This is a genomic window from Massilia frigida (assembly GCF_011682175.1).
GTDB lineage: Bacteria > Pseudomonadota > Gammaproteobacteria > Burkholderiales > Burkholderiaceae_D > Telluria_A > Telluria_A frigida.
Window position 1 is genome coordinate 1 of record NZ_WHJG01000041.1, and the last position, 21,975, is coordinate 21,975.

At 63.6% G+C, this 21,975-nt stretch carries 25 protein-coding genes; 11 read left to right on the forward strand and 14 right to left on the reverse strand.

The window, feature by feature from the left end:
* Positions 1-193: 193 nt before the first annotated feature.
* The gene (gene proC / locus F2P44_RS27740) at positions 194-1,009 is read right to left on the reverse strand and encodes a pyrroline-5-carboxylate reductase (RefSeq protein ID WP_167091807.1); all 816 of its coding nucleotides are present in this window, start codon (positions 1,007-1,009) and stop codon (positions 194-196) included.
* Between the two features lie 23 nt (positions 1,010-1,032).
* Positions 1,033-1,734: a YggS family pyridoxal phosphate-dependent enzyme gene (locus F2P44_RS27745; protein WP_167091810.1), complete on the reverse strand. Its 702-nt coding sequence runs from the start codon at positions 1,732-1,734 to the stop codon at positions 1,033-1,035.
* A 91-nt stretch (positions 1,735-1,825) separates the two neighbouring features.
* Here F2P44_RS27745 and F2P44_RS27750 point away from each other — a divergent pair, with 91 nt between their 5' ends.
* The 4 genes from F2P44_RS27750 (at position 1,826) to F2P44_RS27765 (ending at position 4,950) form a co-directional block, all read left to right on the forward strand.
* A complete protein-coding gene (locus F2P44_RS27750) occupies positions 1,826-2,869 on the forward strand; it encodes a type IV pilus twitching motility protein PilT (protein ID WP_054266383.1) in 1,044 nt (347 codons plus the stop codon).
* A gap of 16 nt (positions 2,870-2,885) precedes the next feature.
* On the forward strand, positions 2,886-4,022 hold the full coding sequence (locus F2P44_RS27755; protein ID WP_167091813.1) for a PilT/PilU family type 4a pilus ATPase: 1,137 nt from the start codon (positions 2,886-2,888) through the stop codon (positions 4,020-4,022).
* On the forward strand, positions 4,019-4,504 hold the full coding sequence (locus F2P44_RS27760) for a glutathione peroxidase (protein ID WP_167091816.1): 486 nt from the start codon (positions 4,019-4,021) through the stop codon (positions 4,502-4,504). Before F2P44_RS27755 ends, F2P44_RS27760 begins: the two co-directional genes overlap by 4 nt.
* Before the next feature lie 236 nt (positions 4,505-4,740).
* Positions 4,741-4,950 (forward strand): hypothetical protein, encoded by a 210-nt coding sequence (locus F2P44_RS27765; RefSeq protein WP_167091819.1) that lies wholly within the window; start codon positions 4,741-4,743, stop codon positions 4,948-4,950.
* Positions 4,951-4,952: 2 nt separating this feature from the next.
* On the opposite strand, the gene glcF is transcribed toward F2P44_RS27765, so the two are convergent.
* Genes glcF through F2P44_RS27780 form a run of 3 tightly spaced genes read right to left on the reverse strand, consistent with a single transcriptional unit; the run spans position 4,953 to position 8,729 of the window.
* Positions 4,953-6,179, reverse strand: coding sequence for a glycolate oxidase subunit GlcF (glcF, locus tag F2P44_RS27770; RefSeq protein WP_167091822.1), 1,227 nt, complete (start codon positions 6,177-6,179; stop codon positions 4,953-4,955).
* Entirely contained in the window at positions 6,179-7,246 is a 1,068-nt protein-coding gene (gene glcE / locus F2P44_RS27775) for a glycolate oxidase subunit GlcE (RefSeq protein WP_167091824.1), read from the reverse strand. The genes glcF and glcE overlap by 1 nt, the downstream gene beginning before the upstream one ends.
* A 1-nt stretch (position 7,247) precedes the next feature.
* Entirely contained in the window at positions 7,248-8,729 is a 1,482-nt protein-coding gene (locus F2P44_RS27780) for an FAD-linked oxidase C-terminal domain-containing protein (protein WP_167091827.1), read from the reverse strand.
* Positions 8,730-8,802: 73 nt separating this feature from the next.
* Here F2P44_RS27780 and F2P44_RS27785 point away from each other — a divergent pair, with 73 nt between their 5' ends.
* Genes F2P44_RS27785 through F2P44_RS27795 form a run of 3 tightly spaced genes read left to right on the forward strand, consistent with a single transcriptional unit; the run spans position 8,803 to position 10,658 of the window.
* On the forward strand, positions 8,803-9,357 hold the full coding sequence (locus F2P44_RS27785) for a cob(I)yrinic acid a,c-diamide adenosyltransferase (RefSeq protein WP_166892667.1): 555 nt from the start codon (positions 8,803-8,805) through the stop codon (positions 9,355-9,357).
* Between the two features lie 5 nt (positions 9,358-9,362).
* Positions 9,363-9,725: a YfeK family protein gene (locus F2P44_RS27790; RefSeq protein ID WP_167091830.1), complete on the forward strand. Its 363-nt coding sequence runs from the start codon at positions 9,363-9,365 to the stop codon at positions 9,723-9,725.
* Positions 9,726-10,658 carry a hypothetical protein gene (locus tag F2P44_RS27795; protein ID WP_167091833.1) on the forward strand — a complete coding sequence of 311 codons (933 nt, stop codon included), beginning with the start codon at positions 9,726-9,728 and terminating at the stop codon, positions 10,656-10,658.
* A 115-nt stretch (positions 10,659-10,773) separates the two neighbouring features.
* Here F2P44_RS27795 and F2P44_RS27800 read toward each other — a convergent pair whose 3' ends face one another.
* From F2P44_RS27800 to F2P44_RS27820, 5 genes are all read right to left on the reverse strand, one after another.
* Complete coding sequence (locus F2P44_RS27800) at positions 10,774-11,166, reverse strand: nuclear transport factor 2 family protein (RefSeq protein ID WP_167091836.1); 393 nt, start codon at positions 11,164-11,166, stop codon at positions 10,774-10,776.
* 2 nt (positions 11,167-11,168) lie between these two features.
* Positions 11,169-11,990, reverse strand: a complete 822-nt coding sequence (locus tag F2P44_RS27805; protein ID WP_167091839.1) for an MBL fold metallo-hydrolase — start codon at positions 11,988-11,990, stop codon at positions 11,169-11,171.
* Between the two features lie 202 nt (positions 11,991-12,192).
* A complete protein-coding gene (gene dxs, locus F2P44_RS27810) occupies positions 12,193-14,061 on the reverse strand; it encodes a 1-deoxy-D-xylulose-5-phosphate synthase (protein ID WP_167091842.1) in 1,869 nt (622 codons plus the stop codon).
* Positions 14,062-14,952: a polyprenyl synthetase family protein gene (locus F2P44_RS27815; RefSeq protein ID WP_167091845.1), complete on the reverse strand. Its 891-nt coding sequence runs from the start codon at positions 14,950-14,952 to the stop codon at positions 14,062-14,064.
* Positions 14,949-15,209 carry an exodeoxyribonuclease VII small subunit gene (locus tag F2P44_RS27820; RefSeq protein WP_167091848.1) on the reverse strand — a complete coding sequence of 87 codons (261 nt, stop codon included), beginning with the start codon at positions 15,207-15,209 and terminating at the stop codon, positions 14,949-14,951. Before F2P44_RS27820 ends, F2P44_RS27815 begins: the two co-directional genes overlap by 4 nt.
* Positions 15,210-15,523: 314 nt before the next feature.
* Between F2P44_RS27820 and F2P44_RS27825 the strand changes: the two genes are divergently transcribed.
* From F2P44_RS27825 to F2P44_RS27840, 4 genes are read left to right on the forward strand one after another with little or no spacing between them, the layout of a single operon-like run.
* Positions 15,524-16,624: an aromatic ring-hydroxylating oxygenase subunit alpha gene (locus F2P44_RS27825; protein ID WP_167091851.1), complete on the forward strand. Its 1,101-nt coding sequence runs from the start codon at positions 15,524-15,526 to the stop codon at positions 16,622-16,624.
* 10 nt (positions 16,625-16,634) lie between these two features.
* Positions 16,635-17,537, forward strand: a complete 903-nt coding sequence (locus tag F2P44_RS27830; RefSeq protein ID WP_167091854.1) for a DMT family transporter — start codon at positions 16,635-16,637, stop codon at positions 17,535-17,537.
* Between the two features lie 17 nt (positions 17,538-17,554).
* Positions 17,555-18,478 (forward strand): DMT family transporter, encoded by a 924-nt coding sequence (locus tag F2P44_RS27835; RefSeq protein ID WP_167091856.1) that lies wholly within the window; start codon positions 17,555-17,557, stop codon positions 18,476-18,478.
* A gap of 8 nt (positions 18,479-18,486) precedes the next feature.
* Positions 18,487-19,338, forward strand: coding sequence for a sulfurtransferase (locus F2P44_RS27840; RefSeq protein WP_167091858.1), 852 nt, complete (start codon positions 18,487-18,489; stop codon positions 19,336-19,338).
* 59 nt (positions 19,339-19,397) lie between these two features.
* On the opposite strand, the gene F2P44_RS27845 is transcribed toward F2P44_RS27840, so the two are convergent.
* The 4 genes from F2P44_RS27845 to F2P44_RS27860 all read right to left on the reverse strand — a co-directional run bounded on the left by F2P44_RS27845 (position 19,398) and on the right by F2P44_RS27860 (position 21,961).
* A complete protein-coding gene (locus tag F2P44_RS27845; RefSeq protein WP_167091860.1) occupies positions 19,398-20,183 on the reverse strand; it encodes a UCP032817 domain-containing protein in 786 nt (261 codons plus the stop codon).
* 118 nt (positions 20,184-20,301) lie between these two features.
* Positions 20,302-20,574, reverse strand: coding sequence for a beta/gamma crystallin-related protein (locus F2P44_RS27850; protein WP_167091862.1), 273 nt, complete (start codon positions 20,572-20,574; stop codon positions 20,302-20,304).
* Positions 20,575-20,655: 81 nt separating this feature from the next.
* Entirely contained in the window at positions 20,656-20,922 is a 267-nt protein-coding gene (locus tag F2P44_RS27855; RefSeq protein ID WP_167091864.1) for a beta/gamma crystallin-related protein, read from the reverse strand.
* A gap of 220 nt (positions 20,923-21,142) precedes the next feature.
* Positions 21,143-21,961, reverse strand: a complete 819-nt coding sequence (locus F2P44_RS27860; RefSeq protein WP_167091866.1) for a ZIP family metal transporter — start codon at positions 21,959-21,961, stop codon at positions 21,143-21,145.
* Between the last annotated feature and the right edge of the window lie 14 nt (positions 21,962-21,975).

Below are 21,975 nucleotides of genomic sequence, written 5' to 3' on the forward strand. Positions count from 1 at the left end.
GCGGCCTGGTGGGGGCCAACTCGGGCCAGGTGCTGCCGATGCGGACCATTGGACTGTCGCTGATCCCGGCGGCGCGCAGTGTAAGGGGGCTGGGGCGTAAAAAATAGGCGCGGCGGTCCTGCGCCAAGGCGGCACTCGGCGCAGGAACGACGACGAGGGGAACGACGATGGAAGTGTCGCGAACGACGGGCAGTCAGCCCGCCCCCAACTCATCCCCCAACTCCCTGCCCCGCGCCGCAGCCGCCTTGATCGCGGCCACCACCTTCTCCTTCACGCCACTGTCCTCCATGCTGCGCAAGGCCGCATAGGTCGTGCCGCCCTTGGACGTGACGCGCTCCCTGAGCACCGACACCGCGTCATCCGACTGCGCCGCCAGTTGCGCCGCCCCCGTGAAGGTGGCCAGCGCCAGTTGCTTGCCCTGCTGCGCCGACAAGCCCATCTCCTCGGCCGCCTGCTGCATCGCCTCGATAAAATAGAACACATACGCCGGCCCGCTGCCCGACACCGCCGTCACCGGATCGATCATGTCCTCGCCATCGAGCCATACGGTCTGGCCCACGGCCTTCATGATGCCGTCCGCCGCCGCCTTCTGCGCCTCGCTCACGCCCGCCGTGGCCACCATGCCGGTGATGCCAAGCCCGATCAGCGCCGGCGTATTCGGCATGGTCCGCACAATCGCGCCATAACCACCGAGCCAGCGCGACAAATCCGCCGCCCGGATGCCCGCCGCAATCGACAGAATCAGCGGCGCGCCGGTCAACTGCGGCAGCAGCGCCGCCGCCACCTCGCGCATCTGCTGCGGTTTAACCGCCAGCACGATCGCATCGCACGCGGCCAGCGCGCCATCGATTGCGCCGCTGGTGCTCACGCCATACTGCGCCTTGAGCCGCGCCAGCGCATCGGCATTCGGATCAACCACGTGAATATCCGCCCCCGCGGCCAGCTTGCCCGCCAGGCCTGCGATCAGCGCCGACGCCATGTTCCCACCACCGATAAACGCAATTTTCATAGCCACCCTTATTAGTATTGTCTTTATTCGTAGTGCCGCGAGCCGAAGATCGCACTGCCGACCCGCACGATGGTCGCCCCTTCCGCGATCGCCGCGCCCAGGTCGGCCGACATGCCCATCGACAGCGTATCGAGCGCCAACCCGCCCGCGCGCAGCCGCTCGTACAGCACCCGCAATTGGCGAAACGCCGCGCGCTGCCGGTCGACCTGGGCCTGCGCTTCCGGGATCGCCATCAGCCCGCGCAGGCGCAAGTGTGGCAGTTGCGCCACTGCGCGGGCCAATTCGGGTAATGCTTCCGGAGTGACACCACTCTTGCTAGCTTCACCACTGATGTTAACTTGTAGACAGACATTCAAGGGCCCCAGTTGCGGCGGGCGTTGTTCCGATAAACGCTGCGCTATCTTGAGCCGTTCGACGGTATGCACCCACGCGAAGCCGGCCGCGATGGGGCGCGTCTTGTTGCTCTGTATGGGGCCGATGAAGTGCCATTCCATTGGCGCGGCCGGCAGCGCGTGCGAAACCGCGGCAATTTTATCCAATGCTTCTTGCAAGTAATTCTCTCCGAACGCATACTGCCCGGCGGCAGCGGCTTCCAGTACGGCCTCGGCAGGAAAAGTCTTGGAAACGGCGAGCAATTGCACGTCGTTCCGGGAGCGGCCTGCGGCGTCGGCCGCAGCAACAATACTCGCATCGACAGCTTGCAAGTTCTGGACGATTGTGGACATAATCATTTTCGGCGGGCAATTCAATGCAGGTCGGTCGTTGCGAAATGCGCACACCATCGGCACGCGCCCAATCACGGCACAGGGATTATAAATGGACATCTCCGAATTACTCGCATTCTCCGTCAAGAACAAGGCATCCGATTTGCACCTCTCATCCGGCTTGCCGCCGATGATACGCGTGCACGGCGACGTTCGCCGCATTAATCTGCCGCCGCTGGAGCACAAGGATGTGCACGGCATGATCTATGACATCATGAATGACGGCCAGCGCAAGCAGTACGAAGAAATGCTCGAATGCGATTTCTCGTTTGCGATTCCGGGCCTGGCGCGCTTCCGCGTCAACGCCTTCAATCAGGAGCGCGGCGCATCGGCGGTACTGCGGACCATCCCTTCAAAAATCCTGAGCCTGGAAGACCTCAACGCCCCGCGCATTTTCGCCGAACTGGCGATGCGCCCGCGCGGCCTGGTGCTGGTCACCGGCCCGACCGGTTCAGGCAAGTCGACCACGCTGGCGGCGATGGTCAACCACCTCAATGAAAACGAGTATGGCCACATCCTGACCATCGAAGACCCGATCGAATTCGTGCACGACTCGAAGAAGTGCCTGATCAACCAGCGCGAAGTCGGCCCGCACACGCTGTCGTTCAACAACGCGCTGCGCTCGGCGCTGCGCGAAGATCCGGACTGTATTTTGGTGGGCGAGCTGCGCGACCTGGAAACCATCCGCCTGGCCCTGTCGGCCGCGGAAACGGGCCACCTTGTGTTCGGCACGCTGCACACCTCCTCGGCCGCAAAAACCATCGACCGTATCGTCGACGTGTTCCCGTCCGAAGAAAAAGAAATGGTCCGCGCGATGTTGTCCGAATCGCTGCAGGCCGTCATTTCGCAGACCCTGCTCAAGACGAAAGATGGCTCCGGCCGTATCGCCGCGCACGAAATCATGATCGGCACGCCGGCGATCCGCAACCTGATTCGCGAAGCGAAGATCGCGCAGATGTACTCCGCGATCCAGACCGGCAGCTCGGTCGGCATGCAAACGCTGGACCAGAACCTGACCGACCTGGTTCGCCGCAACGTCATCTCCGGCGCTGCTGCGCGTTCGGCCGCCAAAACGCCGGAAAACTTCCCCGGCTAATTTTTAGGAATATTTAATGGAACGCGACCAGGCCTCAAAATTCATGTTCGATCTGCTGCGTCTGATGACCAGCAAGAACGGCTCGGACTTGTTCATCACCGCCGGTTTTCCGCCGGCGATCAAGATCGACGGCAAGATCACCCCGGTGTCGGCCCAGCCGCTCACGCCATCGCACACCGCCGACCTGGCGCGCGCGATCATGAACGACAAGCAGACCGCCGGCTTCGAGCTGACCAAGGAAGCGAACTTCGCGATCAGCCCGGGCGACCTGGGACGCTTCCGGGTCTCGGCCTTCATCCAGATGAGTTCTGTCGGCATGGTCCTGCGTACCATTACCACGGCCATTCCGCGCCTCGACGACCTGGGCCTGCCGGATGTCCTGAAAGACATCGTGATGACCAAGCGTGGCCTGGTGATCATGGTCGGCGCGACCGGTTCGGGTAAATCGACGACGCTGGCGGCCATGGTCGGGCACCGCAACGAAAACAGCTACGGGCATATCATCACGATCGAAGACCCGGTCGAATACGTTCACCCGCACAAGAACTGCGTGATCACGCAGCGCGAAGTGGGCGTCGACACCGAGTCGTTTGAAGTGGCGCTGAAAAACTCGCTGCGCCAGGCGCCGGACGTGATCCAGATCGGCGAGATCCGCGACCGCGAAACGATGGAACACGCGATTGCCTTCGCCGAAACCGGTCACCTGTGCATGGCCACCCTGCACGCCAACAGCGCCAACCAGGCGCTCGACCGCATCATCAACTTCTTCCCCGAAGAGCGCCGCCAGCAGTTGCTGATGGACTTGTCGCTGAACTTGAAGGGCATGGTGTCGCAGCGCCTGATTCCGATGAAGGAAACCAAGGGCCGCTGCGTGGCGATTGAAATCATGCTCAACTCCCCGCTCATTTCGGACCTGATCTTCAAGGGCGATGTGCACGAGATCAAGGAGATCATGAAGAAGTCGCGCGAACTGGGCATGCAGACCTTCGACCAGGCGCTGTTCGACCTGCACGAAGCCGACAAGATCACCTACGAAGACGCGCTGCGCAACGCCGACTCGGTCAATGACCTGCGCCTGAACATCAAGTTGAACGGCAAGGAAGCGAAGAACCGCGATCTCTCGCACGGCACCGAGCATCTGGGTATCGTGTGACGGGCGCGCTCGATTTCAAGGCGGCCGATATTTCGGGCACGCCGGTGGACCTGGCCATGTACAAGGGCCAGGTTGTGCTGGTCGTGAACACGGCCAGCGCGTGCGGCTTTACGCCGCAGTACAAGGGCCTTGAAATCGTGTACCAGCAGTTCAGGAACAAGGGCGTGGCGGTGCTGGGTTTTCCGTGCAATCAGTTCCGCGGACAGGAGCCCGGCAGCGAGAGCGAGATCGGCGCCTTCTGCGAGAAGAACTACGGCGTCACGTTTGCGCTGTTTGCCAAGATCGATGTCAATGGCGACAACGCGCATCCGCTGTTCCAGCACTTAAAAAAAGCGGCGCCCGGATTGCTGGGTACCCAGCGGATCAAGTGGAACTTCACCAAGTTCCTGATCGGGAAAGACGGCAGCGTGTACAAGCGCTACGCGCCGCTCACCAAGCCGGAAGAGCTGGTGGCAGATATCGAAAGGCTGCTCACCGAATAGACACTGCTTGTCACGCAGTACCCGCTTCATCCGCATCCCACCGTCATCCTCCACCGTCGTTCCCGCACAGGAATGACGAGGGCTCCTACATTCACAAAACAAATATCCTTCATCAAATAATGTGCTTACATCATTCAAAAAATGAATGACAAGCATTCGAATTTGAAATTGGAGTTATATGCTGCGATGCCGCATAATGTGTACATACCAACAAGACACATTAAACAAGGATCGATATGAACATCGTGAAGAACATGGAAGCCGTCCTCATCGCCGCAGTCGCACTGACCTTCGTCACCGCCATGGCCTCGGCTGAAGCACCGCGCGCCCGCAGCGCCGCACCGACCTCGCCGGCTGCCGCCGCCAAGGCCGACACCGACATGACGACCATCGTCGTCACCGGCAAGCGCCTCTCCGCAGCAGAAAAAGCAAAGCAGGCCGCGTAATCTCAGGCCAGCGCCTGGTCGATCAACTCGATCCAGTGCGCGACAGGCGTCCGCGTGCCTGATTGAAGGTGTGTCTGGCAGCCGATATTGGCCGACACAATCAGCTCCGGGTTGGTGGCCTGCAAACTGGCCAGCTTGCGATCCCGTAATTCAGTCGCCAGCGCAGGCTGCAGCACCGAATAGGTACCGGCCGAACCGCAGCACAGATGGCTGTCTGCACACAGCGTCACATCGACGCCGGCAGCACGCAATACCCCTTCCACCTTGCCGCGGATCTGCTGTCCGTGCTGCAGGGTGCAAGGCGGATGAAACGCCACCCGCTTCGCCACTTTCCCCTTCAGCTTCGCTACCAGTTCAGCCTCGAACTGCGGCATGATCTCGCTCAGGTCGCGCGTCAGCATCGCAATGCGCGCAGCCTTGGCGGCGTAGGCGCTGTCGTGCGCCAGCAGGTGTCCGTATTCCTTGACCGTGACGCCGCAACCCGACGCCGTCATCACGATCGCCTCGATTTGCCCACGCTCGACCAGCGGCCACCAGGCGTCAATATTGCGGCGCATGTCATCAAGGCCGCCTTCCTGGTCGTTCAGATGGTAGCGCAGCGCGCCGCAGCAGCCGGCCTTGGGTGCGGCCAGCAACTGCACGCCAAAGGCATCGAGCACCCGCGCGGTGGCGGCGTTGATATCGGGCGCCATCGTGCTTTGCACGCAGCCTTGCAGCACCAGCATCTTGCGCGCATGTTCCCGCGCCGGCCAGTGGCCGGCACTGCGCGTCTTGGGCAGCTTGTCTTGCAGTGCCGGCGAGAGCAGCGGCCGGACCAGCTGGCCGGCCTTGAACGCCGGCCGGAAAATCCACGCGCGCGGCAGCGCTTCCTTGAGCACCGCGCGCTTGATGCGTTCACCGAGCGGCCGCTGGACGCGTTCTTCGACCACCCTGCGGCCGATGTCGGCCAAGCGCCCGTAGCGCACGCCCGATGGGCATGTCGTCTCGCAGTTGCGGCACGTCAGGCAGCGGTCCAGGTGGGTCTGGGTCTTGGCGGTGACCGGCGCACCTTCGAGCACCTGCTTGATCAGGTAGATGCGCCCGCGCGGGCCGTCGAGTTCATCGCCCAGCAGCTGGTAAGTGGGACAGGTGGCGGTGCAGAAGCCGCAATGCACGCAGGCGCGCAGGATCGCTTCGGCTTCGTCGCCATCGGGCGTGCCCTTGATGAAATCGGCGAGATTGGTTTGCATTAGTACATCCGTGCGGGATTGAAAACCTGCGACGGATCGAAGGCCGCCTTCAGGCGTTGATGAATCCTGGCGACGCCTGGCGCCAGCGGCTGGAACACGCCTACGCCCTTGTCGCCGCCCCGGAACAGGGTCGCGTGGCCGCCCACCGCCGTCACCGCGCGCCGTATATTTTGCGCCATCGCCGCGTCGGCATCGACCTTGAGCCAGCGCTGCGCGCCGCCCCACTCGATCAGCTGCGCGCCGCGCAGGATGATGGCGCCCGTGGTCGACGGCACCGCCAGCCGCCACAGGCTGCCCTCGCCATCGAAAAACGCATGCCGCTGCTCGCGCAGCGCCGCCCAGAAGGCATCGCCGTCATCGACCGGCTGCCCGCCCAGCGTGAGCGCGGCGGCAACGACGGCCGCCTGCGCGCCCGACAGGCGCACAGTGAGCACGCCGGCATGCCAGCAACTGGCCGATATCGGCAGCGGCAGGCCGGCCCATTCGTTCAGGTGCCGCAACGCGTCGATTTCATCCATCGCAAAGCGCAAGGTGGTGTCGCACAACGGACGTGGCAGCACCTTGATGGAATGCTGCAGCATCAGCCCCAGCGTACCCATGGAACCGGCCAGCAGGCGCGATACGTCGTAGCCGGCCACGTTCTTCATGACCTGGCCGCCGAAGGTGAGCACCTCGCCCTTGCCGTCCATGAGGACCGCGCCGAGCACGAAGTCGCGCAGCGCGCCGCTGCTGGCGCGGCGCGGGCCGGACAGGCCGCTGGCGACCACGCCGCCGATGGTGGCGCCGGCGCCGAAGTGCGGCGGCTCGAACGCCAGCATTTGCTTGTGTTCTGCCAGCGCCGCCTCGATCTCGGCCAGCGGCGTGCCGCAGCGCGCGGTGATGACCAGTTCCGTCGGCTCGTAGTCGACAATGCCGCTGAAACCGCGCGTGTCGAGGATATCGCCATCGGTGGCCTGGCCGTACCAGTCCTTGCTGCCGCCACCGCGAATGCGCAGGGTGCGGCCATCCCTTGCCGCCGCCAGTATCTGTTCACTGAAATGTTCGATCTGCTGCAAATTGTCTCCCATGTCAGAAACGCGGCAACCCGGCGAAGGGAAGCACGCCGCCGCTGACGCGCATCTTGCCGAATTCGGCGCAGCGGTTCAGCGTGGGGATGGCCTTGTCGGGATTGAGCAGGTGCGGCGCGTCGAAGGCGCGCTTGACGGCGAAAAAGGCATCGAGTTCGGCGCGCGTGAACTGCACGCACATCGAATTGATTTTTTCCATGCCCACGCCATGCTCGCCGGTGATGGTGCCGCCCACTTCGACGCACAGCGCCAGGATGGCCGCCCCGAAGGCTTCGGCGCGGTCGAATTCGCCCGGCTGGTTGGCGTCGAACAGGATTAGCGGATGCAGGTTGCCGTCGCCGGCGTGAAACACGTTGGCGCAGCGCAGGCCGTAGGTCGCTTCCATCTGCGCAATCCCGGTCAGCACCTGCGCCAGGCTCTTGCGCGGGATGGTGCCATCCATGCAGTAGTAGTCGGGCGAGATGCGGCCCGCCGCCGGAAAGGCGTTCTTGCGGCCCGACCAGAAACGCAGGCGTTCGGCCTCGCTCTGCGACACGGCGATGGCGCTCGCGCCGGCAGCGTGCAGCACCGCCGACATGCGTTCGATTTCTTCATCCACTTCAAGCTGGGTGCCATCGGCTTCGCACAGGAGGATCGCTGCGGCGTCGGTGTCGTAGCCGGCATGGACGAACGGTTCGACCATGCGCGAGGAAGTCTGGTCCATCATCTCCAGCCCGGCCGGGATGATGCCGGCGGCGATCACGCTGGCCACCGCATTGCCGCCGGTGACGACGCTGTCGAACGAGGCCATGATCACGCGCGCGGTGGCCGGCTTGGGAATGAGCCTGACCGTGACTTCCGTGACGATGCCCAGCATGCCTTCGGAACCGATGAACACGGCCAGCAGGTCCAGGCCCGGTGCATCGAGCGCCTCGCCGCCAAGTTCGATGATGTCGCCATCGATGGTGGCAACGCGCACGCGCAGCACGTTATGCACGGTGAGTCCGTATTTGAGGCAATGTACGCCGCCCGAATTTTCGGCCACGTTGCCGGCGATGGTGCAGGCGATCTGCGAAGATGGATCGGGCGCGTAGTACAGGCCATGCGGCGCGGCCGCGTCGGAAATGGCCAGGTTGCGCACGCCCGGCTGCACCACCGCCAGCCGCGCGTAGGGTTCCGTGCGCACGATGCGGTTCATGCGCGCAGTCGACAGCACCACGCCGTCGGCAATCGGCAACGCCCCGCCCGACAAGCCGGTGCCGGCGCCGCGCGGCACGATCGGCACCTTCAGTTCACGGCACACGTTGAGGATGGCCAGCACCTGCTCTTCGTCGTCGGGCAGGGTGACGATCATCGGCAGCTGGCGATAGGCGGCCAGGCCGTCGCACTCGTAGGGGCGGGTGTCTTCGGGGTCGGACAGCACGCAGCGCGCCGGCAGCACCGCCAGCAGCGCCTGGGCGACCTGCTGCCTGCGTTCGGGATCGATGGGAAGGGAGGCGGACATGCATCGATTGTATGCGTTATCGCCGCTTTTGTCGTATCCTGCCTGATTATGATTCAGCTACCGGAAAACAATCATGGGCAACCGACTTTCTAAAATCGCCACCCGCACCGGCGACAATGGCACCACGGGCTTGGGTGACGGCAGCCGCACCGAAAAAGACAGCGTGCGCGTGCACACCCTGGGCGAAGTCGACGAACTCAATTCCTTCGTCGGCCTGCTGCTGTGCGAAGACATGCCGGCCGAGCTGCGCGAGGAACTGGTCTCGATCCAGCACGACCTGTTCGACCTGGGTGGCGAGATCTGCATCCCCGGCTACACCTTGATCACCGACGAGCATGTGGCGCGGCTGGACGACCTGCTCGAAAAATACAATGCCGACCTGCCGCCGCTGAAGGACTTCATCCTGCCGGCCGGCTCGCGCGCGGCGTCGATTGCGCACGTGTGCCGCACAGTGTGCCGGCGCGCGGAGCGCAGCATCGTCACGCTCGGAAAAACCGAGACCATCAACGAGCACCCGCGCCAGTATGTGAACCGTCTGTCGGACCTGATGTTCGTGCTTTCGCGCGTGTTGAACCGCTTCGCCGGCGGCAGCGACGTGCTGTGGCAGCACGAGCGCAAGCGAGGATAAGCTCCATGAAAAAGATACTGATCGCCGCATTGAGCGCTGCCCTGTGCAGCACCGGCGGCGCGTTCGCCGCCACGCCCGACGTCACCCGCACCGAAGTCACGCGCCTGCTCGACACGGTCGAAAAGTCGCAGTGCCAGTTCAGCCGCAACGGCACCTGGCACGATGCGAAGGCGGCGCGCGCCCACCTGCAAAAGAAGTACGACTATCTCGACAACAAGAAGCTGTTGACCACTACCGAAAGCTTCATCGAGCGTGGCGCGACCGGCAGCAGCATGAGCGGCGCCCCGTACCAGATGCGCTGTCCCGGCACGGCGGTGGTCAACAGCGCCGACTGGCTCAAGGCCGAACTGGCACGGGTGCGCAAGTAAGTGGGCAAGCGCGCCAAGCGCGAGCCGGCGCCTGGCCCGGGCTTGACGTGGCAGCCCGGCACCGGACCTGACCCGCAAGCGCTCGCGCGCATGCAACAGGCGGCGCCCATGCCATCGGTGCTCATGGGCGAAGCGTGGTTCATGGGTGACGACCGCAAGATGTTCGGCTATCTCCGTACCACGGCCGTCGACCAGCTCTCCGATAGCCAGATCACGGAGGCACTGTGGGAAATCGCCAGCGGGACATCAAGCTTCGGCCATATGGACGAATGGGATGACTGGTTCGTTTACCTGCTCCCCCGGCTGATCGCGATAAAACAAGCGCCGTCGGAGCGTGAGACCATCGAGATGCTGGCGACGGCATTCTTTATCCATTACCCGGTCCGCATCCACGATTGGACCTATGACGAGGTGTTGCAGACACTGGGACAGGTCTTCATGGGACCGTCGCGCTGGCGCGACGGCCGGCTGATCCTCGACCATCTGTTCAATGGCCCGCCCGCCAGTCCTCATGAGACGTGGGGGTGGTGGAATGTCTGCAGCGAGCTGTCGGCATCGCTGTTTTTCTGCCTGAAGTATCTCCATCCGCGTGACATCAAGGCTTGGGTAGATTCGATTTTTGCGATCGGCGATCCGCATTGGCGCGCGCAGATACTGTTGTGGCTCGGCCAGACCCGGCAGATATGGGATGCGGGAAGCGCCTTCCGCGCCGATCTGGGAAGCCAAGCGCCGCAAGCGACATGGTCGGAAACGTATTTGCTCGACGCCAGGCTGGGAGCGCCATTCATCACCGGGGAGAACCGGTGCGCGTTCACGGAAGCATTGCGGCCCTTGCTGGCGCTGCACCTGGACGACTGGCGCGAGTCAATCGCGCAGGTCGATTATCTCGCGCTCGAAGCGCTGCCGTCCATTATCGATATCGACTTGGCTTAGGGCGATCAAGGGTGAAATACCCGCCTGTGTGCGCCAGCAGATCTTTGTGGCTTCCCTCTTCCACGACTTTGCCGTCCGAGAAAACCAGGATCTCCGTCGCCCGCGCAGGCGTGCATCAGGCTTGCATCGCCAGGCGCACCGTGTGACTGTCGACGTACTGCACCATGCGCGCGATCTTGCCATCCCTGAAAGTGTAGTGATGGGCAAAGGCGGCCCGCATGGCGCGCCCGGTTTCCTTGCAGGTGCCCGAGTAAAAGCCGAACGCCACGATCTGGTCGCCCTGTTCAAGGTAGCTATGCGCCTCGGCGCGGTAGCCGATCCACTCGGTGGCAAGCCGCTTGAACACATTGGCCACGATGGCGTCGGGACCGCGGAAGGTGCCGGCGTACGGAAAACCATCCGCTTCAACCCATTCGGCATCGGCCGCGAGCAAGTCCAGCAGGCGCGTTGCATTCTCGCTGGACTGGCCTTCGTAGGTCGAACGCAGCATCTCCAGATTCGGACTCACGATCAAGCCCACTTCATTTCGCCCAGCACCACCTTGGCGCCGGTGGCGAGGGCCACTTCCATGCCGGCGTCAGGGTAGCGCTGCTTCATGGCGGCGATCAGCGCGGCGCTGTCGGCCGCCTTGGCCGCTTCTTCCTCGAACGCGAGCAGGTAGTCGCGCGTGTAGGCGATGGCCGATGCATCGGCTGGCGCATCGACCGTTCCATGTCCCGGTACCACGATGCGCGGCTGGCGGGCGGCCATCGCGTCCAGGTTTTTCACCCAGGCGGCGCGCAGTTCGGGCGTGGCGGTATCGGCTACCCACACGTGCACGCCGGAGAACACCAGCACCCCACCGAAGATGGCTTCGAGCGAAGGCACCCACAGGTAGCGCCGGTTGCTCATCCCTTCGGCATTCACGATCTCGATGGTTTCGCCGTCGAGGCTCATGGTGGACGCATCCGATGCGGCTGGCAGCACGACATCGGCCAGCGTTTGCGGGCCGTTGGCCTTCAGTTGCGGGCCCCAGACATCGAGCTTCTTTTGAACGTTGGCGTGGATCGCCGCTACCGTGGCATGCGCGGCAAGCACCGGCACCTCGGGATAAGCGGCGCGCACTGCGCCCAGGCTGAAATAGTAATCCGGGTCGCTCTGGCTGACGTAGACGCTCTTGAGCGGCTTGCCACCGGCGGCGATGGCGTCGGCCACGGCCTTGCCGTCGGAGAGCGTGAAGCCGCCATCGATCAGCAGCGCTTCAGTCGGTCCTTCCAGCAGCACCGGCGCGCGGAAGAAACCGTTCTGGCCGGCGGGGAAGTGTTTCCATGTCAGCTTGGTAGTGCTTGTCATATCGTCTCTCGTCAAAAATTGAATTGCGTGAGAGAAGAGTAGACCGTTTGACTTGCTGGATATATAGCCGCGAATGAAACAGATTGTTTCATGGATCGGACAAATACGGCGAACGATCAACTCGCCCAAACAACAACGCCAACCCGAAGGCTGGCGTTGGTACTTGACCGGGCGTCGCGCAGTGTTTCGCGCGAACCTCGTGTCAGGTGTTGTTGACCACCAGGCGCGGCTCCGCTGCACCGAAGCGCTGGCGGATCGACGCGGCGATGCCCTTGGCGTCGAGTCCGACGCTGGCCAGCAGGGCCGCCGGGTCGCCATGGTCGATGAACTTGTCGGGCAGGCCGAGAATCAGCAGCGGCTTCTGGATGCCTTCGGCCGCCAGCGCTTCGGCCACGGCCGAACCGGCGCCGCCCATGACTGCGCCCTCTTCCACCGTCACCAGGTAGTCGTGATCCTGCGCCAGTTGCTTGACCAGCTCCACGTCGAGCGGCTTGATGAAGCGCATATTGGCCACCGTCGCGTTCAATTCCTCGCCAGCCACCACGCTGCGCGCCACCATCGAGCCGAAAGCCAGGATCGCCACGCTGGCGCCCTGGCGCTTGATTTCGCCCTTGCCGATCGGGAGCGTCGTCAGTTCCTTCTCGATGACCGCGCCAATGCCGGCGCCGCGCGGATAACGCACCGCCGCCGGCCCCTTGTACTGGTAACCGGTGCTGAGCATCTGGCGGCATTCGTTTTCGTCCGAGGCGGCCATGACGACCATGTTCGGAATGCAGCGCAGGTAGGCAATATCATAGTTGCCGGCGTGGGTGGCGCCATCGGCACCCACCAGGCCCGCGCGGTCGAGCGCGAACAGCACGTCCAGGTTTTGCAGCGCCACGTCGTGAATCAGCTGGTCGTAGGCGCGCTGCAGGAAGGTGGAGTAGATCGCCACCACGGGCTTCAAACCTTCGGTCGCCAGGCCGCCGGCGAAGGTCACCGAATGCTGCTCGGCGATGCCGACATCGAAATAGCGGTCCGGGAACTGCTCTTCAAAGCGCACCATGCCCGAGCCTTCGCGCATGGCCGGCGTGATGCCGACCAGGCGCTTATCAAAGGCGGCCATGTCGCACAGCCAGTTGCCAAAGACTTCCGTGTAAGTGGTCTTGCCCGCCTTGGCCGGCAGGATGCCTTCGGTCGGGTTGAACTTGCCCGGCCCGTGGTACAGCACCGGGTCGGCTTCGGCCAGCTTGTAGCCCTGCCCCTTTTTAGTCACCACGTGCAGGAATTGCGGACCCTTGAGCTTCTTGATGTTTTCCAGCGTAGGAATCAGCGAGTCCAGGTCATGGCCGTCGATCGGGCCGATGTAGTTGAAGCCGAATTCCTCGAACATCGTGGCCGGGACCACCATGCCCTTGGCGTGTTCTTCGAAGCGCTTGGCCAGTTCCAGCACGGGACCGGGCAGCACCGACTTGCCGACGTTCTTGGCGGCCGCGTAGAACTGCCCCGACATCAGGCGCGCCAGGTAGCGATTGAGCGCGCCCACCGGCGGCGAAATCGACATGTCGTTGTCGTTCAATACGACCAGCAGGTTGATGTCTTCCTGTACCCCGGCGTTGTTGAGCGCCTCGAAGGCCATCCCGGCGGTCATGGAGCCGTCGCCGATGACGGCGATCGCGTGGCGATGCTCGCCCTTGATCTTGGCCGCCTGCGCCATGCCCAGCGCGGCCGAAATCGAGGTCGACGAGTGCGCCGTGCCGAAGGTGTCGTATTCGCTTTCGTCGCGGCGCGGGAAGCCCGAAATGCCGTTCAACTGGCGCAGGCTGTGCATCTGGTCGCGCCGGCCGGTGAGGATCTTGTGCGAGTAGGTCTGGTGGCCCACATCCCACACGATGCGGTCATGCGGCGTGTTGAACACGTAGTGCAGCGCAATCGTCAGCTCCACCGTGCCCAGGTTGGACGAGAGGTGGCCGCCGGTCTTGGACACGGAATCGAGCAGGAAATGGCGCAACTCGTGCGCCAGCGGCGTGAGTTGGGCGCGCGCCAGCTTGCGCAGTTCGGCCGGTTCGTTGATTGTCTCTAGCAAGTTCATTTACGCTTTCCGCTGCACGATCAGGTCCGCCAACTGGCGCAGCCGATCTGCTTTGTCACCAAACGGCGCGAGCGCGTCATGCGCATCGTTCCGCAATTTTTCTGCCAAGACCCTGGATGGTTCCAGGCCCAAAATCGATACATAGGTCGGCTTGTTGGCCGCCGCATCCTTGCCCGCGGTCTTGCCGAGGGTGGCCGAATCGGCGGTCGCATCGAGCACGTCGTCGACCACCTGGAAGGCCAGTCCGATCGCTTTGGCGTAGGCGTCGAGCGCCGTCATCTGCGCGTCGCTCACATCGCCGCCGGCCAGCGCGCCCAGCACCACCGAAGCGCGCAGCAAGGCGCCGGTTTTGAGCTGGTGCATCTGTTCGAGCTGTTCGAGCGTGAGGCTGATGCCGACGCTGTCAAGATCGATGGCCTGGCCGCCGCACATGCCGCTTGACCCGGCCGCGTGCGCGAGCAGGCGCAGCATCGCGACCTGGCGCGCCGGCGGCACGTCCAGGTCTTCCGACAGCACCAGGAAGGCTTGCGCTTGCAGCGCGTCGCCCACTAGCAGCGCGGTCGCTTCGTCGTAGGCCACGTGCACGGTCGGTTTGCCGCGCCGCAGCGCGTCGTCGTCCATGCAGGGCATGTCGTCATGCACCAGCGAGTAGGCGTGGATCATTTCGACCGCGGCGGCGGCGCGCTCCAGCGCGCGCGTTCCGGCGCCGGACAGCGCACCGGCCGCAAACACCAGCAGCGGGCGTACCCGCTTGCCGCCGCCGAGCACCGTGTAGCGCATCGCTTCGTGCAGCTTGTGCGGCACCGCGCCGGCGGCCGGCAGCAAGGCGCCCAGCGCCTCTTCAACGCCGGCCTGCACGGTTTTCATCCAGTCGTCGAAAGCGCCGCTCATTGCATGCCCTCGCCGGCGCCATCGGCCGCGAAGGGCTTGAGCATGTCGCCTTCGAGTACCTTGACCTGGGACTCGACTTTTTCAAGCTGCGCCGCGCAATAGCGCACCAGCTCCGAACCGCGCGCGTACGCCGCGACCGACGCTTCGAGCGGCAACTGGCCGGCTTCCATCTGGGTCACCAGCTGGGCCAGTTCGGCCATGGCCTGTTCGAACGATTCCGGCGCCGCCGCGCTTTCCACTGATAATTTCTTTGCCATAGTTACTTTATGTGAGTCCGCAGCATACAACTTGTGCGCGGCGCGCCAGTCTAATCGCTTATTCTAGAACAATCCATCCTAACGGGTGGCGATGTGGCATTTTATCGTATTGAGGCCGGATCGATGAAAACCATGTTTTTCCCTCAACATTTACACCAGTCCACACCACATTCGCGCGCCGGACCGAGACGGTAGGGCCCGTTCCACGCTATAATCGCCGGTTCTGTCCGAAATACCGTATTCCGTCGCTAAAAATACTGGTCTTTGGATTCTTTCTCTTCTTTAGCTGATGCACATATAAAAGGGGGGTTGGGATGTCCGATCTGGCTACCCACGCCAAGCTGGCGCGCTCATGCGCGCAGCTTCCGGTAGATGCTTACTTTGATGAAGCGCTGTTACAGCGCGAAATGCAGCAATTGTTCCAGCATGGCCCGCGCTATGTCGGGCATACGCTGATGGTGCCCGAAACGGGAGACTTTGCCACGCTCGCTTCCGAGAATGAGGGCCGCATGCTGGTGCGCAACGCAAACGGGATCGAGGTCCTGTCCAACGTGTGCCGCCACCGTCAGGCGCTGATGTTCAACGGACGCGGCAATGCGAACAATATCGTCTGCCCGCTGCACCGCTGGACCTACGACCTCAAGGGTGAGCTGATCGGTGCGCCGCACTTCCCGGAAACGCCGTGCCTGAACCTGTCCAAGACCCCGCTCCAGGAGTGGAACGGGCTGCTGTTCGAGCAGAACGGCTACAACGTCATGGAAAAACTGGCGGGCCTGTCGGTGACCAGGGATTTCGATTTTTCGGGCTATATGTTCGACCATGTCGAGGTGCAGACCTGTCATTACAACTGGAAGACCTTCATCGAAGTCTACCTGGAGGATTACCACGTCGAGCCATTTCACGCGGGCCTGGGCGGCTTTGTCAGCTGCGACGACCTGCGCTGGGAATTCGGGCGCGATTACAGCGTGCAGACGGTCGGCGTGAACCGCGGCCTGGGCAAGGCCGGTTCGCCCATCTACCAGCGCTGGCAGGAACAGGTACTCAAGTTCCGTGGCGGCGTGCCGCCCGAAAAAGGCGCGATCTGGTTCACGCTGTACCCGAACATCATGGTCGAGTGGTATCCGCACGTGCTGATCGTCTCGACCCTGTGGCCGGACGGCCCGCAAAAAACGCGCAACGTGGTCGAGTTCTATTATCCCGAAGAGATCGTGCTGTTCGAGCGCGACTTCATCGAGGCCGAACGCGCCGCCTACTTCGAGACCTGCATCGAAGACGATGAAATCGCCCTGCGCATGGATGCCGGGCGCCGCATCCTGATGGCGCGCGGTGTCAGCGAGGTGGGACCGTACCAGTCACCGATGGAAGACGGCATGCAGCACTTCCACGAGTGGTACCGCAGTAACCTGGCGCTGTAGGCGCCGACCGATGGCCGCGCTCTGGATCCTGGTAGCGAGCTTCCTGTTCTCGCTCATGGGCGCGGCCGTGAAGCTGGCCTCGGGCGAGTATTCGGTGGCCGAAATCGTGTTCTACCGCGGCCTGGTCGGCATCCTCCTGCTGTACTTTTTCATCCGCCACCAGGGCGGCAAGCTGCGCACCGAACACCTGGCCGGGCATATCGGCCGCGGCGCCATCGGCGTCGTCTCCCTGTGGATGTGGTTTTACGCGGCCACCAAGCTGCCGCTGGCCACCGCCGTCACCCTCAATTACATGTCGCCCATCTGGACCGCGGTCGCGGTGATCGGCTTCGCCTGGTGGCGCGGCAAGGAGCGCGTCGCGCGGCCCCTGCTGCTGGCCATTGGCGTGAGTTTCGGCGGCGTGATCCTGGCGCTGCGCCCGGCCTTCGAGGCGCAGCAGTGGTTCGGCGCGCTCATGGCGCTGTTGTCCGGCATGCTGGCGGCCATCGCCTACACCATGGTGCGGCGCCTGAGCCGCGCCGGCGAACCCGAATACCGGGTGGTGTTCTACTTTTTGGCGGTGAACATCGCGGCCGGCCTGGCCGGCAGCCTGCTGCCCGGCGGCTCGCCCGACAGCGCCGCCTGGCATGCGCACTCCCCGCGCGGTGCGGCCCTGCTGCTGTTCATCGGCACCTCCGGCGTGTTCGCCCAGATGGCGCTCACGCGCGCCTGGTGCACCGGCAAGGTGCTGGTGGTGGCCAACCTGCAGTACACCGGCATCGTGTTCTCCAGCGTCTGGGGCATCCTGATCTGGCACGATGTCTTCGACTGGCATGTCTGGTTCGGCATGGCGCTGATCCTCGCTTCCAGCATCGCCGCCACTTTCTACAATACCGTGACTGAAAAGCGCGCCGCCGCCGGCGCCGACGACTGAACACGAGCAGGGGAACCATGGCGTCACTGTGGATGTTATTTGCCAGCTTCGCCTTTGCCGCCATGGGCGCGGCCGTGAAACTGGCATCGAGCGTGTATTCGACTTCCGAAATCGTCATGTACCGGGGCCTGGTCGGCACCGTCATGCTGCTCATCATGGTCAGGCACCAGGGACTGACCCTGCGCACCGTGTTCGTGAAAGACCACCTGTGGCGCAGCTTCGTGGGCGTGGTATCGCTGTGGATGTGGTTTTTCGCGATCGGCAAACTGCCGCTGGCCACCGCCGTCACCCTCAATTACATGGCGCCGATCTGGATCGCCGCCTTCCTGTTCTGCGCCGGCTGGTGGCATGCGAAAGACCATGTCGAGTGGCCGCTGGTCGTGGCCGTGATCATGAGCTTTGCCGGCGTCACGCTGGTGCTGCAGCCGGCCATCGCGGCCAACCAGTGGCTGGGCGGTGCGGTCGGCTTGCTCTCGAGCGTGCTCTCGGCGATGGCCTACATGCAGGTGCGGCGTTTGGGCCAGCTGGGCGAACCCGAGTTCCGCGTGGTGTTCTATTTTTCCGCGATGAGCGCCTGCGCCGGCCTGGCCGGCACCCTGCTGGAAGGACGCGGCGCCGGCCTGCCGCTATTGACCTCGCATACCTGGTACAGCGGCGGCCTGCTGCTGGCCACTGGCGTATCCGCCCTGTTCGCGCAGATCGCCATGACGCGCGCCTACCGCATCGGCAAGGTGCTGGTGGTGGCCAACCTGCAGTACACCGGCATCGTCTTTTCCAGCCTGTGGGGCATGCTGCTGTGGGGCGACCGCTTCAGCTGGTACGTGTGGCTCGGGATGGCGGTGATTCTTGTGTCGGGCATCGCCGCAACGTTTTACAATACACAAAGCACGCCGCGCGGCGCCGCCGTCAGCAAGACCGATCCCATCGCAAGCGAACTTTAAGGACGCCCATGTACACGACACTAATCTCCGCAGCCGACCTGGCCGGCCATATCGACAACCCGGCCTGGGTTATCGTCGACTGCCGCCATGACCTGATGAACCTGGCCGCCGGACGCGAGGCCTACGCCGCCGGCCATTTGCCGCACGCCCTGTTTGCCGATATCGAAACCGAGCTGTCGGGCGCCAAGCGCGGCGCCGACGGCGTGTTCCGGGGACGTCACCCGCTGCCGGTGCGCGCCGACCTGGTCGCCACCCTGCGCAGCTGGGGCATCGACGACGACAGCCAGGTGGTGGCCTACGACGCGCACGGCGGCATGTTCGCGGCGCGCCTGTGGTGGATGCTGCGCTGGGTCGGCCATCCGGCGGTGGCGGTGCTCGATGGCGGCCTGGCCGCATGGCAGGCGGCCGGACTGGCGCTGTCGACGGCCCCGCAGTCGCCGCGCAGCGGCGCCATCACCGAACGCGCGGCGCTGGTAACGACCGTCTCGGCGGCCGACGTACTCGATAACATCGGCGGCGGCAAACGGGTGGTGCTCGACGCCCGCGCGGCTGACCGCTTTCGCGGCGAGAACGAGACCATCGATCCGGTCGGCGGCCATATTCCGGGCGCGAAAAACCGCTTCTTCAAGGATAACCTGGCACCGGACGGGCGCTTCAAGGATGCGGCCCAGCTCAAGGCCGAACTGGCGCCACTGGTGGGCAATCCGCCTGACGCCATCATGCAGTGCGGCTCGGGCGTGACCGCCTGCCACAACCTGCTGGCGCTGGAAGTAGCCGGGCTGCCGGGCGCCGCGCTGTACCCGGGCTCGTGGAGCGAGTGGTGCGCCGATCCGGCACGCCCGGTAGCCACCGGAACGTAAAGCACCGGGCGGCGCGCTCCTGCGCTAACGCGCAGCATCGGTCGCCAGCGCCGCGCGGATCAGTCGCCGCCTCCGCCGCAGCCGCCTCCGCAGCCGGAGTCGCCCCCGGCGTCGCTCGCGCCCTCGCAGGCGTCGCCGACGCAGATCGCCTGGCTGTCGCTGCTGCCGCGCCCTCCCCCGGTTTCAGCGGGCGTGCCGGTCTTGCGCGCGTGGCGGCGGTACTCGTCATCACTGATCAAGCCGGCGGCCAGCAACAGCGCCGGCGACAGGCTGTGGACATACGCCGGCACGCCGATGGCGCGTCCGCGCGCGTCGAGCGCGAGCGAAGCCACCTCACCGTTGAACAACAGGTAGCCGCGACCAGCCGGCATGGCCAGCACGCGGTCCAGTGCGAACAGGCGCGGCAAGTTGGGCCCGGCCACCGGCATGCGCTCGATCCTGCGCGCGTGCACCAGGCAGGCCGCCAACGCGCGCGCCATGCCGTCCCCCATATCGAGCGCTTCCACGTGCGGGATGACGCGACCGAAATGCTTGCGGCAAAACGCGTTCAGGCCGGTGGGCGAGAGGCGCATCCAGGCGTGCCACACCGAATCGGCCGCCATCGAGGGCAAGCCGCACGTCATGCTGCTGTGGCGTACGCAGTCGAAAAACGCCATCAAGCCTTCGGCGGCGCGGGCGAAAAAAAAGGCATCCTGCGGGATGCCTTTGAATTCGTGCTGCGCGGTGCGCTTCCAGAAGGGATACAGCGTCGCGGGGAGATCGGCCATTTCGGCGCGGTACGGTGATTGATGCGTGACCCGGGCGGCGCGATAGGTGTTGAGGTGATTCACTACGGTGCTGAGCATGGTCGTCTTCTCCTTTTTTGTTTTTGTAATGAGCATAGCCTCGCATACTTTCATGACAGCTTGATGACAAGCGCACCGACTACTCCGGCATGGCGCTTGTCATCGCTTGCGGCCCAGCTCAGGCCGCCATCAGTCGCACGGACGAGATGGAATCATTCGGAATATTTACCGCTTCGACCCAGGAATAGCGGCCCGGTCCGAATACGCGCGATGCCGGTCCGCGATAATTGCTGTCGCGGTAAAACTTCCAGCGTCCCGATACGACGACGAACGACGATATTTTATCATTGAAAAAATTGTCGTCTGGCGCATTCAAGTTCGGCTCCGACCCATACAGATGTTTCTCGCGGCCCCGAAAATTGATATGCTGATATAGCACGGCTTCAGCCATATATCCTCCTTACCCGGTTACAGGCGGCAAGCGCGGCCCATGTCACGCCGGGGCGCATGCCGCTCCATCGGACAGTCCGGCTTACAGCTGGCGGACCGACGAAATGGAATCGTTCGGCACGTTCACCGCTTCGACCCAGTTATAACGGCCCGGTCCGAATACCTGCGACGCCGGCCCATGGAAATTGCTATCGCGGTAGAACTGCCAGCGGCCCGACAGCACCACAAACGAAGAAATGCGATCGTTGAAAAAATTATCGTCGGGGGCATTCAGATTCGTTTCCGACCCGAATAAATGTTTATGCGCACCGTGATAATTAGCATGTTCAAACAGGACGATTTCAGCCATATATCCTCCCAAACTGGCTGCGAGGCAAAAAGGTGGTCTCGCTTCACCGGCTTGCTACTTCAGCCTTCAGCATAAAAGACGCTGGCGAGCCGGGCAATAGCGCGGACTTGAGCGGGACTAAAGGCAGGCGCATTACCGCGCCTGGTGTATAACATGGGGAAATTAGATAGCCGGACCGGAAGAATTTCAATCGCGGGCGGCAAAATTGCCGCTGCGATGCCTAGCGTCCGCGCGTGAGAAACAGCACGATCAGCACGCCCACGCCGATCAGCAATACTTGCGGAACGGATTCGCGCACAGTGGCGCGGCGTTGCATCTGCGGCATCAGATCGCTGACGGCAATGTACAGGAAGCCCGAGGAAGCAAATACCAGCACGTACGGAATCAGTCCGCTGGCGCGGTCCAGGGTGAAATAGCCGAGCAAACCGCCGGCCACGGCCATCAGGCTGCACAGCAGGTTGAACAGATAGGCGCGCGTGCGCGAAAAGCCGGCATTGAGCAAGACGATGAAGTCGCCGATTTCCTGCGGGATTTCATGGGCGATGATGGCCAGCCCGGTGACGATGCCCAGTTCCGGATTGGCCAGGAAGGCCGCGGCGATCAGGATGCCATCGGTAAAATTGTGCATGCCGTCGCCCAGCAAGATCATCCAGCCAGCCTTGCCTGCTTCGCGCTTGTCGTGGCCGTGGGCATGATGATGACCATCGCCTTCATGATGGTGCGAATGGCGCAGGATGGCGAACTTTTCCAGCATGAAAAACGCAAGCAATCCGGCCAGCAAGGTAGCGAACAGGCTGCGCGCATCGGCGCCCGACTCGAACGCTTCCGGCAAGGCATGCAGGAGCGAGGTCGACAGCATGATCCCGACCGACAGGCTGACCATGCGCTCGACCATTTTCGACAGCAGGGCGAACGAAAACACGGCAGCGGCGGAAATGCTGAGCACACCCCCGATGGTCGTTGCCAGCAGGATGGAAATGAGGGTCGAATCGATTTTGAAGCCTCTTGAACGGTCTTGCGACAATCGCAAGCCGGGCATTGTACCGCTCCGGG